The following is a 14068-nucleotide window of genomic DNA, read 5'->3' on the forward strand; positions in this document are numbered from 1 at the left end:
CGGTCGGGAAGCCCCAGACACCGGGCCGGCAGCCCGGTATGGCGGGCGGGCCGGCCCATGCGCTCAGAGCCTGTGAAACAATCTGCTGCGCGACCGGATTGCTTCGTTGCGCACTCGCTCACTCCTCGCCTATCTACACGATATGTCTCGTCGTTCGCTCACGCGCGCCTCGCACTCCGGTCTGCTCGCGACGATTCTTTCACAGGCTCTCAGTCGAGGCGCAGTTCCTTGAGGCGGGCGGCCTTGCCCCGCAGGTTGCGCAGGTAGTAGAGCTTGGCCCGGCGCACCCGGCTGTGGGCGACGATCTCGATCTTCTCGATCCGCGGGCTGTGGAGGGGGAACACCCGCTCCACCCCCACCCCGAAGCTCACCTTGCGCACCGTGATCGAGGCCCGCGCCCCGCCCCGGTGCTGGCCGATGAGCACCCCCTCGAAGATCTGGGTGCGCACCTTGTCGCCTTCCTTGATCTTGTAGTGGATGCGCAGCTTGTCCCCCGACCGCAGGTAGGGGATGTCCATGCGCATGTTCTCGCGTTCGATCAGGTCCAGGGTGTTCATGGGGTTCTCCTTGCTCCGTAAAAGAACGGGTGTCCCGTCATGTCTCGTCGTCTGGGCGTTCCGGCCCAACGGTTGGGACTTCTCTCGCGCCCCCTCTCCGGGGGGCGCCGCGCCTACTCTCGCCCCAGGAGGCGGTCCACCACGATGGCGGCAGCGCAGCGCACCGAAAGGTGGTTGTACTCCCGGGCTCCCCGCACGGGCTCGAGGACCGCCTGGCAGGCGGCCACGGCTTCCGGGGCCAGCCCCCAGCCCGTGCCGAAGACCACGAGCGCCGGCCGGCCGTTGCCTGCGAGGTGAGCCCGGGCGTCCGCAAAGGAGATGCGGTCCTCCCCTTCCCGGGCGCTCGTGGCCAGGAGCCACGGCATCTCTCCCCAGCGCCGCTCCAGGTCGCCCACGGCCTCGCCCAGGCCGGCCACGACCCGTAGCCCCTCGAGGGCCTCCCGCCGCCAGGGGTTGGCCTCTCCCCCCTTGCCCCCGACCCAGTGGGACAGGAGCCTTCGGGTCAGCTCTCGCTGGCCCTCCAACGGAGTGGTGACGTACACCCCGCCCAGGCCGTAGGTCCGCGCCAGGCGGGCGAAGTCGTGAAGGTCCAGGGTCGTCACGGCCGTGGCCACCACCGCGCCGCCCCGGTCCAGGGTGGGGTGGTGCACCAGCGCCAGCGCAATCCTCTCCCTCACTCCGGGTCCCCCGCACCCGCCCGCTGGACCAGCGCCCGCTCCTCCGGGGTCAGGCCGGCCCCCGCCAGGAGGTCGGGCCGGCGGCGCGCGGTGCGCAGCACCGCCTGCCGGCGGCGCCACGCAGCGATCTCCCCGTGGTGGCCCCCCAAGAGCACCTCCGGCACCTCCAGCCCCCGAAAGCTCCGGGGCCGGGTGTACTGAGGATATTCCAGGAGGCCGTCGGCCAGGCTCTCTTCCTCCGACGACTCGGCGGCCCCCAGCACGCCGGGCACGAGCCGGGCCGTGGCCTCGATCACTGCCAGGGCCGCGGCCTCGCCCCCCATGAGCACGAAGTTCCCCAGGGAGACCTCGTCGTCGCAGAAGGCGCGGATGCGCTCGTCGAAGCCCTCGTAGCGCCCGCACACCAGCGCGAGGCACGGCTCCCCCGAAAACTCCCGGGCGACCTCCTGGGTGAAGAGGCGGCCCTGGGGGGTGAGGAGCACCACCCGGCAACCCGGCCGCTGGCCGCGCACCGCCTCGATGGCGGCCACCGCGGGACCGGGCTTCATCACCATGCCGGCGCCGCCGCCGTAAGGGTAGTCGTCCGTGATGCGGTGTCGGCCCTCCCCGAACGTCCGCAGGTCCACGAACTCGACGGCGACCGTCCCCTCCTCCCGGGCCCTCCCCAGGATGCCCGCCTCCAGGGGCCCCCGGAAGTACTCGGGGAAGAGGGTGACGACGGAAAACATCACTGCGTCAGCCCCTCCGGCACCCGAACCCGGATCTCCCCCGCTTCCAGGTCCATCGCGAGCACGGTCGACTCCAGGACCGGGAGCATCCACTCGCGCCCCCCGGGCGCCCCCACCACCAGCAGGTCGTGGGCGCCGGAGGCAAAGACGTCGAGGACCCGCCCCAGGTCCGCCCCCCCCTCGTCCACCAGGCGGCACCCCAGGAGGTCGGCGTGGTAGTACTCTCCCTCCTCCAGGGGCGGCATCTCGCCCCGCTCCACGTAGAGCACGGCGTGGCCCAGCGCCCGCGCCGCCTCCGGGTCGCCCACCCCCCGGAACTTCACCAGGAGGAAGCGCCCGTGGGACCGAACCGACTCTACCGCGGCGGGCTCGGGCTCTCCTTCGCGCCCCAGGTAGACGCGGGAGTACCCTCGAAGCCCCCGGGGCATCCCAGAGCCCACCTCTATCCGAACCTCGCCCCTCACCCCGTGGGGGCGGCCGACCCGGCCCACCGCCACGTAGCGGGCGCGCGCCATGGGCGGCCCCTGCGTCCGGCTCAGTCCTTGGCCTGGGCCTTGGCCCAGACCCCCGTCTGGCGCAGCAGGCTGCGCACCGTGTCGGAGGGCTGGGCGCCCTTGCCGAGCCAGTCGAGCACCCGGTCCTCTTTCACGGCGATGGTCGCGGGCTGCGTCAAGGGGTTGTAGGTGCCCAGCACTTCCAGGAACCGCCCGTCCCGGGGCGCCTCCGAGGGGGCGGCCACGATCCGGTAGTACGGGCGCTTCTTGGCTCCGTGCCGAGCCAGTCTGATCCTTACGGCCATGAATGTTCCTCCACACAGGTGTTCGGTCGCGTTGCGGCGGACCGGCGCGGCGGACCGGCGAACCGGGCCGCAGTCACCGTCCAAAGGGCAGGTGCCCGAGGCCCTTGCCCAGAAGTCTTCCCATCTTGCCCATGGCCCCCTTGCCGCGTCCCCCGCCGAGACCGAGCTGGCCCATGCGCTTGAGCATGGTGCGCGCCTCCTGGTAGCGCTTCATCAGCCGGTTCACGTCCTCCACCCGGGTACCGCTCCCCGAGGCGATGCGGCGCCGGCGGCTGGCGTTGAGGACGTCGGGCTTGCGTCGTTCCAGGGGCGTCATGCTGTCGATGATGGCGATCACCCGGGCCACTTCCTTCTCGTCGGGCTTGGCTCCCTTGAGGGCGCCCCCCATGCCCGGGATCATCTTCATCAGGTCTTCCATGCTCCCGAGCTTGCGCAGGCTCTTGAGCTGGTCGCGGAAGTCCTCGAGGGTAAAGGCGTTCTTCCGGAGCTTTTCCTCCAGACCCTCGGCGGTTTCCTGGTCGAGGGCCGCCTCGGCCTTCTCGATCAGGCTCATGACGTCGCCCATCCCCAGGATGCGCGAGGCCATGCGCTCGGGGTGGAAGACCTCCAGGGCCTGGAGCTTCTCCCCCACGCCCACGAGCTTCACCGGCTTTCGGGTGACGGCCTGTATGGACAGGGCCGCCCCGCCGCGCGCGTCGCCGTCGAGCTTGGTGAGCACCACGCCGGTGATGTTCAGCGCGGCGTCGAACTCCCGGGCCACGTTGACCGCGTCCTGGCCGGTCATGGCGTCGGCCACGAGCAGGGTCTCCCGGGGCTCGAGCAGGCCCGAGAGGCGCTTGAGCTCCTCCATGAGGGCCTCGTCCACGTGGAGCCGCCCGGCCGTGTCGACGATCAGCACGTCGCACCCCGAACGCCGTGCGTCCTCCCGCGCCGCTCGGCAGATCTCCACGGGGTCCTGGGAGGGATCCGCGTCGAAGACCGGCAGCTCCAGCTCGTCCGCGAGCTTCTTGAGCTGCGCGATGGCGGCGGGGCGGTACACGTCGGCCGGCACCAGGTAGGGGCGCCGCTTCAGGTTGCGCTTCAGGTGGAGCGCGAGCTTCCCCGCGCTGGTCGTCTTACCCGAACCCTGGAGCCCCACCAGGAGCACCGGCACCGGCGGAGCGCCCTTGAGATCGAGGGGAGACGCGTGCTCGCCCATCATCCGGACGAGCTCGTCGTGGACGATCTTGACCACCATCTGCCCCGGGGTGAGGCTCTTCATCACCTCGTGCCCCAGGGACCTGTGCTTCACCGCCTCGACGAAGCCCTTGACCACCTTGTAGTGGACGTCGGCCTCCAGGAGGGCCAAACGCACCTCGCGCATGGCCGCCTCGACGTCGCGCTCACTCAGGCGTCCCTTGGACCGCAGCGCGCCGAAAACGCCGGCCAGCTTCTCTGTGAGGCTCTCGAACATGGACCCCCGCCCGGACGCAGCGCGCAGGCGTCCCCTGAAAATTTTGGGAACGCCGACTATAGGGAAGGGGCCTTCAGGGTGTCAAGGGGAAAGGCCGGCGGGAGCAAAGCGGTCGCCGGCCTCGAGGGCAGCGCGGCTGTCGAGGACCAGGCTCGTGGCCGTGGACTCCTGCACCGCCACCACCACCAGGTGCGCGAGCGGCGTGCCGAGGTCCACCAGCCCCTGGGCGTCGCGCTTGCCCTCGCGCACGGGGATCTCGAGGGTGGCACCGGCCGCGAGGCCGTGGGCCGAGCCCCGGTCGAGGAAGACCACGTCGTCGGAGGCAAACAAGAGCTGGCCGGGTGCGCCCCGGAGGATCAGACCGTCCACGCCGGCCCGTGCGGCCCGGGGGGTGACGCTTCCAACGGGACGCCGATAGGCGATCACCCCGTCTCCGTCCTCCACCGCGTCATAGGTCTCGGCGAGCCAGCCCACGGCCCGGTCACCCTGCACGGCCAGGACCTCCAACTCCCCGAGGACCCGCACGTAATACCCCGCCTCCTGCCCCGTGAGGGGGTGGGAGACCGTCTCGGCGTCGTCCACCAGGCTGAGCCGGTCGCCCGGGCGCACCGAGGCCCCGGGGCTCAGGGCGAACTCCAGATCCTCGCCCGTGGCATACCCCACCTTTACCTGGTGGCGGTTGTCCACGGTGCCGAGGCGATCCAGCCGGCGCGGCGCGATGAAGTCGAGACCCTTGCCGCGGGGGAGGGATACGTGTGCCGTACCGGCCGCTTCGCCCCCCGGCTTTCCCGAAGGCGCCCTCGCAGCCTCCCCGGCGTCCGCGGAAACCGCCGCGGCCCACGGAGGCTCCAGGCGCTCCAGAGGCAGGCGCACGACCCGATCCTCGGGAGGAATCGCGGGCAGGTCGGACCGCTCCCGGCGCAGGAACACCGAATCCCCGGGGAAGATGAAATGGGGATTGCGGAAGTGGGGGTTCAAGGCCCACAGCTCCGGCCAGGTGGCCGGATCGTTCCAGTACCGCCCCGAGAGATCCCACAGGGTATCTCCGCGCTCCACGCGGTGGTCGGGCCTGGGGTCTACGTCCTGGGCTGCGGCGTGGCCCGCCATACACAGGGCTGCTGCCCCGATGAGCACTACACTCGCTCTTCGCACGACGACCTCCTGCGCCCGCTGCCGGGCTCGATGCACCACGCCTCGCCAGCCCCCCTGCCTGCGTCCGTCAGCGCTCCCCCCTCAGCACCCTCTGGGCCTGGAGTGCCGCCTCGCTCTGGGGATACTCGGCCGCCACCCGCTCCAGGAATACCGTGCCCCGCTCCACCTCCCCCAGCTCCCGAAACGCGAGCCCGATCTTGAGAAGGGCATCGGGGGCCTTGGCCTGCTGGGGGTAGCGCTCGATCACCTTGTGGAACTCCAGCACCGACTGTTCGTACTCCCCCTGTGAGAAATAGGACTCTCCAATCCAATACTGGGCGTTTCCCGCGTACTCGTGTTCCGGGCTGCGGCGCAGGAAGTCCTCGAAGTCGAGGATCGCCTGCCCGTAGCGCCCCTCCCGAAAGGCGTTGAACGCCCTCCGGTAGAGGTCGGCCGCCGGGGTCGCCGCCCGCGGCCCGTCTGCGGCGGGCCCGTCCGTCACCGGCGGGGGCGGTTCCAGGCGCACCACCCGCAGCGGCGCCCGGGGTTCCGGTTCCTGGCGGGCGGTCTGGAGGGAGGCCAGGGCGGACTCCTGGGCGTCCACCCGCTCCCGCAGGCTCAGGATGTTGCGCGTCACCTCGTCCAGGCGCTGCTCCAGCCGGGAGTTGGCCCGCTGGAGCTCGGACACCGCGGGTTCCCACTCGGCGGACCGGGTCTGGCCCCCAGGCCCGGCGCACCCGGCCGCGAAGGGCAGCAAGACGATCCACGGCAATACGTGACGGCCCATGCGCGCCTCCTGACGAAGTCAGTCCGAAAAGCCGCCTTACGGTACCATTCGGACACTTCCCGTCAAGAGGAGCGGCGCCACGGAGCCCCGTATCGGCACGAACCGGGAAGAGGTTTAGGGTGCCCACTCCATTGTCCGCCGAAATCCCCGTCCCACGGGGGCGCTGCGTGCCCCCGCGTCAACCGCGGCCCCTCAGCTGTCCCGGCTCCCCAGGAACACTCCCTCCGGGTCCACGGCCCGGCGCAGGATCTCGAGCTCTTCCCGGGTCGGGGGAGGGGTTTCGTAGGCTTCGGAGAGGTCGAGGGGGAAGCCGGTCTCGGCCTGGACGCCCGCGGCGGTGGTGCCGGGGTGGTAGGAGGCGAGGTAGGGCTCGCGGGTCTGGGGGCGGTAGCGGATCACTGCCAGGGTGGTGACCACCGCCGCGGGGCCTCCCCCAGTGATGCCGGCCCGCTCCCGGGAGTCGGCGCCCTCGAGCCATCCGGGGCTCGTGCGGTAGTCGACCCGCTCGGGGAACCGGCGCCGCTCGTGGCGGGCGATGACCACCGTGCGCCCCGAGAGCGCCGCCACGTCGGCGGAGCCGCCGCTCCCGGGAAAGCGCACGGCGGGGCGCCGGTAGTCGCCCAGGGCGGTGGAGTTCAAATTGCCGTAGCGGTCGATCTGGGCTCCCCCCAGGAACCCCACGTCCACCCGGCCCCCTTGCAGAATGTAGGTGAAGGCGTCCAGGAGCCCGGCGGCCTGGGCCGCACCCACCAGCGTGCGCGAATCCCCCACGCTCATGGGCAGGTGGAGCATCTGGGGGTCCACCCCCCCCGCCTCGAACACGATGGTGCACCGGGGGGCGTGGGTGCGCTGGGCGAGCATCGCCCCCAGCATGGGCAGCCCGGTGCCCGCGAAGACCACCTCTCGGTCCCGGATCTCCCGGGCGGCGGCCACGGCCATGATCTCGAGGGTGGAGAAGTCGGTGGTTGGCATGGGCTCCCCTGGGGGTTTTTCGTCGGACCGGTCGGACCCGTCAGACCTGTCGGACAGGTCAGACCCGCCACACTTCACGCTTCACGTCTCACGCCCCCTCACCGCCTCTTGAGCTCCGGATTGTACCCCAGGCCCGAGCGGGCTCTAAGGGCGTGGAGGCGCTCCTCGCCGCCCACGGCCTCGAGGTAGGCGGCGTGGTCGGCGGGGCGGAAGACGTAACGCTCCAGATACTCCCGGAACGTCTCCTCCGTGCGGGCGGCCTGGGCGAACAGGGTCAGGTGCTCGGGGTCGTAGTCGTAGCAGTTGTGGACGCTGTGGGGGTGGGCGCCAAAGGGCACGTGGACCACGGCGTGGACCGCGAAGGGGGGGATGCGGTTCTTCTCGGGCTCGCGCCGGAGCTCCTCGTCCTCCACCAACTCCTCGCAGGTGGCGATCACCGTGCGGGCGGCGAGCGCCTGCTGGACGTCGAGGAACTCCTGGCCCTCGATGCGCAGGAGCCCCTGGGGGCTCGCCTTCTGGACGTGGAGGACACAGAAATCTGTCCGCACCGCAGGGACGAGTACCATCGGCTCGCCGGTGAAGGGGCAGGCGGTCACGGCGGCCTTCTTCGGTGCCGCGTCGGGGTCTGCCGCCCGGGCCTCCGGGGTAAGGCCCTCCCGCTCCAGGAGGTCGGTGCCCAGCATGGACCGGGTGGGGAAGAAGGGAAGCCCCATGGCCCCCGCGGTGAACCGGGCCATCATGGCGGCGTTGGAGTAGTCCTCGAAGGCCACCCGCCCCTCCTGGACGAAGCGGCGCCAGTTGGGGGCGATGGGGGAGAAGACCCCGTCGGCCAAATACGCCCCCTCCAGGCGGCGCACGCACCCGGCGCCCAGGAGGAGGTCCACGTCGCTCCCCGCCGAGTGGAAGTAGACGGCCAGCTCCCGCACCCCCCGGCACACGAGCTCCCGCAGGAGCGCCGTGGGGTGGCGCTGGCTCGTGAACCCGCCGATGGAGAGCGACGCCCCGTTGGGCACCCGGGCGGCGGCTTCTGGGAGGGTGAGGAGCTTGGAGTCCATGGGTCCTCGTTTGGGCAGGTAGGTCGGGGCGGCCCGGAGGGCATAGCCCGAAGAGCTCGGCGGGCGAACACCGCTGCGCGGGAACCGCCCGGCTACAGCTACGCGGCGCCCCCGGGCCTGCCCTGGTCGTCCCAGCCCCGCAGGGCGTAGTACTCCTCGCGCATCTTCTCGAGCTCCTCGCGGCGGAGCACGGCGCCCGTCTCGGGCAGGGGTTCGTCGAAAAATCGGGCAGGGAGCCAATCGTCGGCCGGGGTGAGGCCTTCGCGCAGGTTGAACCGCCGGGCCTGGTCGGCGATGGTCCGGGCCACCGCCCGAAGCCCCTCCTGCCCCAGGTCCATGCCCGTCGTCAAGCGGATCACCTCGCCCAGCCCCTCCCAGGGGTAGAAGTCCCGGAAGAAGCGGCACAGGATCATCCCGTCGAAGAGGTTCAGGCGGTCCTCGTAGTCCACGAAGAGCGCGGCCTTGCCCTCCACCGCGTCGGGGGCGATCTGGCCCGAGAGCTCGGGCTTGTAGAAGGTGGAGCGCAGGTGGCACGCCCCCCGGTCGGAGGTGGCGTAGGCCAGGCCCATCCCCTTGAGGACCCGGGGGTCGTACCCGGCGGGCTCCAGGCCCTTCACGTGAATGGCGAGGTCCTCGAGCTTCCACTCCCGGGAGGCCGGGGCGATGCCCCGGGAGAGCACCTGTCCGAGCCCCCGCCGGGCGGCGATGTCTGCCAGGAGGCCCTCGGCGGCGGCCACGTCGCCGTAGGCGACCTTCTCGGGAATCGCCCCCAGGCTCGACGCCTCCATCGCGAAGGCCACCAGGTTCCCTGCGCTGATGGTGTCCATCCCCAGGCGGTCGCAGAGGTCGTTCAGGTACACGATCTCCTCGAAGGAGCCGATGCAGCACAGCCCTCCCAGGGCGTAGATGGTCTCGTACTCGGGCCCTTCGAGCTTGAGCCCCGCGTGGCGGCCTTCCACCACGGTGGTGAGCTTCCCGCAGGCCATGAAGCACCGGGGGCACGCCTTGGGGCGCACCTCGCAGCGCGCCACCATCGCCTCGGCGGAAATCCGCTCGTAGTCGGGCATGCGCCCCCGGCGCCAGTACCGGTGGGGGAACGCCTGGACGGTGTTCAAGAGCGCCACCATCATGGGGGTGCCGAAGTTCCGGTAGGCCTGGGTGGCCGGGTGGTCCTTCTTCTCCGCCAACATGCGGCGCGAGAGCGCGTCGATGCCCTCGGGGTCGGCCACCGGCCGGCGGGCCGAGCCGTGGAAGACCACCCCCTTGACGTTCTTCGAGCCCAGCACCGCCCCGGCTCCCGTGCGCCCCGCGCACCGCCAGTAGTCGTTGGCGATGATGGCGAACGGCACCCGGTTCTCCCCCGCGGGCCCGATGACGGCGGCCCCCGCCCGGCTCGGCCCCCCGTGCCGGGAGAGGAGCGCGTCCTCGGCCGCGTAGGTCTCGAGGCCCCAGAGTTCCTCGGCGCCGTGGAAGCGGCCCCCGTCCTCCCCCACCTCCAGGTACACCGGGCCGTCCGCCGCCCCCGTGAGCACCACCGCGTCGAACCCCGTGCGGGAGAGCTTTTCCGCGAGCTTTCCCCCCGAGTAGCTCTCCGAGTAGAAGCCGGTCTGGGGGCTCTTGGTGAAGACCCCGTAGCGGCAGGAACCCGGGATCTTCGTGTCGGTGGCGGGCCCGGCCGCGAAGATCACCGGGTTTTCCGGAGAAAGCGGATCGACCCCCACCAGGGAGTGGTTCGCGAGCAGGTGCGTCCCGAGCCCCTTGCCCCCCAGGGCCCGGGCCAGCACCTCGTCCCCCACATCGGCGACGGAGCAGGTCCGGCTCCCCAGGTCGGCCACCAGCACCCTGCCGTAGAAACCCTTCATCGTCGTCTCCTCCTGTTGGCGGCGGCTTCCGGCCCGCTGGATTGCGCGGGGGCCGGGTGGGCATCGCCCGCCGCTCTGACCCTCGGCCCACCGGTTGGTAGGCGGTGCCCACCCTACGCTTGGCCCGACCTACCTTCCTTCTCCAGGTAGGCCTTGAGAGAGCCTCCGAGGTCGGGCTCCCAGCCCCCCCGGTACACCACCGTGGTCGCGGCTTCGCTGGCGAGGATGGCGGCACGGTACTTGGGCGGGAGCCTGCCCACCCGGGCCCGGAACCGGGGCGTCTCCCGCAGGAGCCGCGGCAGGTGCGCCAGCAGCGCCCGCCGGAAGACTCCCCGCCCGGCGAGCTCGGGGCGCCGCTCGAAGTACCGGAAGAACTCCTCGAAGTGCCCGTTGATCTCCCCGCTCAGGCCCTCGCTGATCTCGGTGCACAGGAGCTGCCCGCCGCTCTCGCGCCTGCGGCGGAAGATGAGGCGCGCCTCGTCCTCGGCCCGGCGCTCGAGGATCTCCAGGACGTCGGCCACGTACTGCTCCTTGTGGGCCAGGAACTCCCGGTCGGTGAGGAGGAGGTTGGCGATGATCTCGTAGGAGGAGGAGATGACCCCGCACTTGTTGGCGGAGGCGTCGCGGATCACCAGGACGCCCCGCTTTTGCAGCTCGACGCGCGCCTCCGGGGTGACAAACGAGTTGGCCCCCTCCACGATGGCCCGGCAGGTGGGCGTGCCGTCGGCGCTCAGGAACCGGTTCCAGTTCCCCCCGTCCACGGTCTCGGGCCGCCCCCCCGCGGGCAGGAAGAGGTCGGCGGGTGCGGCGAAGAGGGCCCCGTCGAACTCCCGGTGGAACTCGTCGGTGCTCACCCAGCGCTCGGAGAGCCCCTCGGGACCCTGCTCCACCCGCCGGTAGAGCTCCACGAGGCCGTCGCGCCGGCGCTGGCCCCGGTAGAGGAGAAAGCCTCCCGGCCCGAGCCGACCCGGATCAAAGGCGTCCAGGTCGGAGCGGAGCACGATCCGCTCGAGCTCCGACCGGTCGGCCCCCGCCGGGTCGCACAGGACCCCCGAGCCGTCCACGATCAGGACGACCCGCACCCCGGGGCAGCGCGCCAGGAGGATGCGAAGGGCGTTGCCCGCCACGTCGCCGCCGGGCCCGCCGGTCATCTTCACGGTGAAGGGGTCCCGGGCGATGTCGATCCCCAGCTCCTCCAGGACCACCTGGGCGAACTTGACCACCCCCGTCGAGGTGACGCCGTACTCCTTGTGGTTGATCCCCACCCGCTTGCTCGACAGGATCCCCCGGCCCAGCAGGTACCCGCGCCGCGCCGAGAGGTCGGCGATCTGCTCGATCATGGCGTCGTGCATGTTCTCGTCGGGGCCGAGCTCGATGGCCTCGTCCTCCCCGTAGTAGTCCACCACCCGGGGGTGGGCCGCCCGGCCTTCCCGGGTGACGAAGAGGTCGAGGAAGGCGTTGGCGAACCCATACTGGAGCTTGTAGAGGCTCTGGGTCACGGCCTCCCGCCCCTCGAGCCCCGAGGCGTCGAGCACCGCCACGAGCTTCGAGCCCCCCTCGTAGATGTCCTTGTTCTTGAGGTGCTGGGTGTGGGCCAGCACGCTCACCTCCCGGAAGAGGGGGTTGGCGTTGGTCACGTAGTCGTCCCGGGAGTGGGCGATCACGGTGCGCCATCCCCCGCGGGCGATGTCGGCGTAGCCCACGTGGTACCCCACCCCCGACCGGCCGTGGAAGAAGGTGACCCGGAAGGGGCGCCGGGGCGGCAGCCCCCGGGTGAACTCGGGCGCCAGCTCGTCCAGGTAGGAGGGGTCGAGGCGGAAGGCCAGGGCGTGCTTCTCCGGAACGTAGAAGTTGGTCTTGAGGGTGTGTCGGACCAACGAGAGGCCGGTGCGAAAGACCACCCGCCGGAAGTCGTCGAGGAACTTGTGGCCGGTGTTGTGCTCCGCCACCGCCCGCTGGGCCGCCGCGAGGGCTGCGGGGTAGGCCTCCTCCCGGTCGGAGCGGTCCGGGTCGAACCGCGCCTGGAAGAGCCGGATCAGCGCGAGGGCGAGGTCCGGGTGGGAGTGGAAGGCCCGCATCACGTCCTCGAGCCCGTAGCTGTCGGGGTGGGTGTGGGCGAGCGTGGTGTGGCAAAAGGAGATGAAGGCGTCGAGCAGCGAGGCCTCGTCCCCGGAGAGCACCCGGCCCTTCACGAAGTCCGCATAGGTGCGCGTCCGGGTGGAGAGAATCTGCGTGTTGTAGAGCTCTTTCTTGAGCGTCTCGAAGAGGACCGTGCCGCACTCCACCCGCCCGCCGCCCCGGGTCGCCACGTAGAAACTCCCCAGGAAGTAGGGATGGACCCCGGTGGAGAAGGTGAGGCAGTACAGGCGCCCCACCCCGATCTGGAGCCGATGGAAGACCTCCATCACCTGGGGCAGGAAGTTGCCCTGGGGGGGATTCCCCACGGCGAAGACGAGCCGCGACTCTCCGGCCCGGGCCAGGGCTTCCTCGTTCTCCACGTCCAGGTAGAGCCCCCCGTGCCGTCGACCCTGGAGGTAGAGCCACAGGGCCCGGGCCACCCGCTCGGGGGGGGAGCGGCGCACGTACCCGGGGTGGCCTGCCCACAGGAGCTCCAGGCCGCGGTCGAGCTCCGCGGGGGGGTAGTCCGGGTAGCGGGCCCGCAGCGCCGCCCGCACCCGGGAATGCAGATCCTGCGGCAGGGGCGGGATGGACGGCGGGGCGCCGGGCACCTGGGGCCGTGCCGAGGCAAACTCCAGCCGGTACACCTCGAGCTCGTGGGCCGTCCCGGGGCACGGGCCCCGGGAGCGGGTGAGCTCCGCGTAGGAGATCTCCCGGCCCGCCGCGGAGTCGAGGGTGTCGACCACCGAGCCCGGAAGATTCAGGCGCATGAGCACGCGAGCGTCTTCCCGGTCCAGGAGGACCACCTGGGGCGCAGTGCCCACCCGGGAGAGGCCCAGGGCGAGGCTCGCCAGGAGCTCGGGGTCGTCCCCCATGGTGAGGAAGAAGTAGGGGGGCATCTGCGCCCGCAGCCACCCGTAGGCCTCGTGGGCCTGGCCGCACCGACCGTCGACGGCCTGCAGGACCCGGGCGTGGAGCCTCTTTTCGCTCGCTGCGTTCATGGGCATCCCCTCTCCCTCAGAACCCCAGGTACGCCTCCCGCACCGCGGGGTCCTGCTCCAGCTCGTGGGCCGAGCCCTCCTTGACCACGCGCCCGTTCTCGATCACGTAGCCGTAGTCGGCGATCTTGAGGGCGTGGTGGACGTTTTGCTCCACGAGGAAGATCGTCAGCCCCTGGCGGTGGAGGTCCTGGATGACCCGGAAGATCTCCTGCACCAGCAGCGGCGCCAGCCCCAGGCTCGGCTCGTCGAACATGATGAGCTCCGGGTCCTGCATGAGCCCCCGGGCGATGGCGACCATCTGCTGCTCCCCCCCGGAGAGGGTTTCCGCGAGCTGGCCTCGGCGCTCCGCGAGCCGGGGCAGGAGGGCGTAGACCTTGTCCAGATTCTCCCGGCGCTTGACCTTGGCCCGCTTGAGGTAGGAGCCGAGCGCCAGGTTCTCCTCCACGGTCATCTTGCCGAAGAGCTGGCGGCCCTCGGGCACCAGGGTGATACCCCGGTCGGCCACCCGGTGGGGGGGCAGGCCGCTCAGGGTCTCGCCCCCGTACGAGATGCTCCCGCCGGCCAGGGGCACGAGCCCGCAGATGGCCTTGAGCGTCGTGGTCTTTCCCGCCCCATTGGCCCCCAGCAGGCTCACGAGGCGCCCCCGGGGGACGTCCAGGGTGACGTCCCACAGGGCCTGGCTGTCGCCGTAGTACGCCGAGATGGACTGGACCGTGAGCCCGCTCATGCTGCCGCCTCTCCCAGGTACGCCTGGATCACCGTCGGGTCGGCCGCCACCTGGGCGGGCCGGCCCTCGGCGATCTTCTCGCCATAGTTCAAGACCACGATCCGGTCGCTGATGTTCATGATGACCCGCATGATGTGCTCGACCGCGAGGATCGTGGTGCCAAGGTCCTTGAGCTTGAAGATGAGCTCCACCGTCCGGTCC

At 71.2% G+C, this 14068-nt stretch carries 14 protein-coding genes; all 14 read right to left on the bottom strand.

Annotated features, from left to right (window positions below):
- Positions 1 to 209 precede the first annotated feature (209 nt).
- A complete protein-coding gene (rplS, locus tag AB1578_15840; GenBank protein ID MEW6489374.1) occupies positions 210 to 557 on the bottom strand; it encodes a 50S ribosomal protein L19 in 348 nt (115 codons plus the stop codon).
- A gap of 113 nt (positions 558 to 670) precedes the next feature.
- Positions 671 to 1234, bottom strand: coding sequence for an RNA methyltransferase (locus tag AB1578_15845; GenBank protein ID MEW6489375.1), 564 nt, complete (start codon positions 1232 to 1234; stop codon positions 671 to 673).
- Positions 1231 to 1962 (bottom strand): tRNA (guanosine(37)-N1)-methyltransferase TrmD, encoded by a 732-nt coding sequence (gene trmD, locus AB1578_15850; GenBank protein ID MEW6489376.1) that lies wholly within the window; start codon positions 1960 to 1962, stop codon positions 1231 to 1233. Before trmD ends, AB1578_15845 begins: the two co-directional genes overlap by 4 nt.
- Positions 1962 to 2477, bottom strand: coding sequence for a ribosome maturation factor RimM (gene rimM, locus AB1578_15855; protein ID MEW6489377.1), 516 nt, complete (start codon positions 2475 to 2477; stop codon positions 1962 to 1964). The genes trmD and rimM overlap by 1 nt, the downstream gene beginning before the upstream one ends.
- Before the next feature lie 20 nt (positions 2478 to 2497).
- Positions 2498 to 2761 (bottom strand): 30S ribosomal protein S16, encoded by a 264-nt coding sequence (gene rpsP / locus AB1578_15860; GenBank protein ID MEW6489378.1) that lies wholly within the window; start codon positions 2759 to 2761, stop codon positions 2498 to 2500.
- Positions 2762 to 2834: 73 nt separating this feature from the next.
- Positions 2835 to 4214 (bottom strand): signal recognition particle protein, encoded by a 1380-nt coding sequence (gene ffh, locus AB1578_15865; GenBank protein MEW6489379.1) that lies wholly within the window; start codon positions 4212 to 4214, stop codon positions 2835 to 2837.
- A gap of 81 nt (positions 4215 to 4295) precedes the next feature.
- Positions 4296 to 5366 (bottom strand): LysM domain-containing protein, encoded by a 1071-nt coding sequence (locus tag AB1578_15870; GenBank protein ID MEW6489380.1) that lies wholly within the window; start codon positions 5364 to 5366, stop codon positions 4296 to 4298.
- A 67-nt stretch (positions 5367 to 5433) separates the two neighbouring features.
- Positions 5434 to 6132 carry a tol-pal system protein YbgF gene (gene ybgF / locus AB1578_15875; protein ID MEW6489381.1) on the bottom strand — a complete coding sequence of 233 codons (699 nt, stop codon included), beginning with the start codon at positions 6130 to 6132 and terminating at the stop codon, positions 5434 to 5436.
- Between the two features lie 192 nt (positions 6133 to 6324).
- Positions 6325 to 7104: a CoA-transferase gene (locus AB1578_15880; GenBank protein MEW6489382.1), complete on the bottom strand. Its 780-nt coding sequence runs from the start codon at positions 7102 to 7104 to the stop codon at positions 6325 to 6327.
- A 98-nt stretch (positions 7105 to 7202) separates the two neighbouring features.
- Positions 7203 to 8159, bottom strand: a complete 957-nt coding sequence (locus tag AB1578_15885) for a CoA-transferase (GenBank protein ID MEW6489383.1) — start codon at positions 8157 to 8159, stop codon at positions 7203 to 7205.
- 98 nt (positions 8160 to 8257) lie between these two features.
- On the bottom strand, positions 8258 to 10021 hold the full coding sequence (locus AB1578_15890) for an aldehyde ferredoxin oxidoreductase family protein (protein ID MEW6489384.1): 1764 nt from the start codon (positions 10019 to 10021) through the stop codon (positions 8258 to 8260).
- Positions 10022 to 10134: 113 nt separating this feature from the next.
- Positions 10135 to 13146, bottom strand: coding sequence for an NAD-glutamate dehydrogenase domain-containing protein (locus tag AB1578_15895; GenBank protein ID MEW6489385.1), 3012 nt, complete (start codon positions 13144 to 13146; stop codon positions 10135 to 10137).
- A gap of 10 nt (positions 13147 to 13156) precedes the next feature.
- Positions 13157 to 13867, bottom strand: coding sequence for an ABC transporter ATP-binding protein (locus AB1578_15900; protein MEW6489386.1), 711 nt, complete (start codon positions 13865 to 13867; stop codon positions 13157 to 13159).
- Positions 13864 to 14068 (bottom strand): ABC transporter ATP-binding protein (locus AB1578_15905; protein ID MEW6489387.1); only part of this gene is annotated, 205 nt, incomplete at its 5' end. The genes AB1578_15905 and AB1578_15900, both read right to left, overlap by 4 nt.

The sequence above is a fragment of the Thermodesulfobacteriota bacterium genome, from assembly GCA_040756475.1.
GTDB lineage: Bacteria > Desulfobacterota > Deferrisomatia > Deferrisomatales > JACRMM01 > JBFLZB01.

Coding starts and splice junctions, on each gene's coding strand:
- rplS (MEW6489374.1), bottom strand. CDS start 557: ATGAACACCCTGGACCTGATCGAACGCGAGAACATGCGCATGGACATC.
- trmD (MEW6489376.1), bottom strand. CDS start 1,962: ATGTTTTCCGTCGTCACCCTCTTCCCCGAGTACTTCCGGGGGCCCCTG.
- rimM (MEW6489377.1), bottom strand. CDS start 2,477: ATGGCGCGCGCCCGCTACGTGGCGGTGGGCCGGGTCGGCCGCCCCCAC.
- rpsP (MEW6489378.1), bottom strand. CDS start 2,761: ATGGCCGTAAGGATCAGACTGGCTCGGCACGGAGCCAAGAAGCGCCCG.
- ffh (MEW6489379.1), bottom strand. CDS start 4,214: ATGTTCGAGAGCCTCACAGAGAAGCTGGCCGGCGTTTTCGGCGCGCTG.
- ybgF (MEW6489381.1), bottom strand. CDS start 6,132: ATGGGCCGTCACGTATTGCCGTGGATCGTCTTGCTGCCCTTCGCGGCC.
- AB1578_15880 (MEW6489382.1), bottom strand. CDS start 7,104: ATGCCAACCACCGACTTCTCCACCCTCGAGATCATGGCCGTGGCCGCC.
- AB1578_15885 (MEW6489383.1), bottom strand. CDS start 8,159: ATGGACTCCAAGCTCCTCACCCTCCCAGAAGCCGCCGCCCGGGTGCCC.
- AB1578_15890 (MEW6489384.1), bottom strand. CDS start 10,021: ATGAAGGGTTTCTACGGCAGGGTGCTGGTGGCCGACCTGGGGAGCCGG.
- AB1578_15895 (MEW6489385.1), bottom strand. CDS start 13,146: ATGCCCATGAACGCAGCGAGCGAAAAGAGGCTCCACGCCCGGGTCCTG.
- AB1578_15900 (MEW6489386.1), bottom strand. CDS start 13,867: ATGAGCGGGCTCACGGTCCAGTCCATCTCGGCGTACTACGGCGACAGC.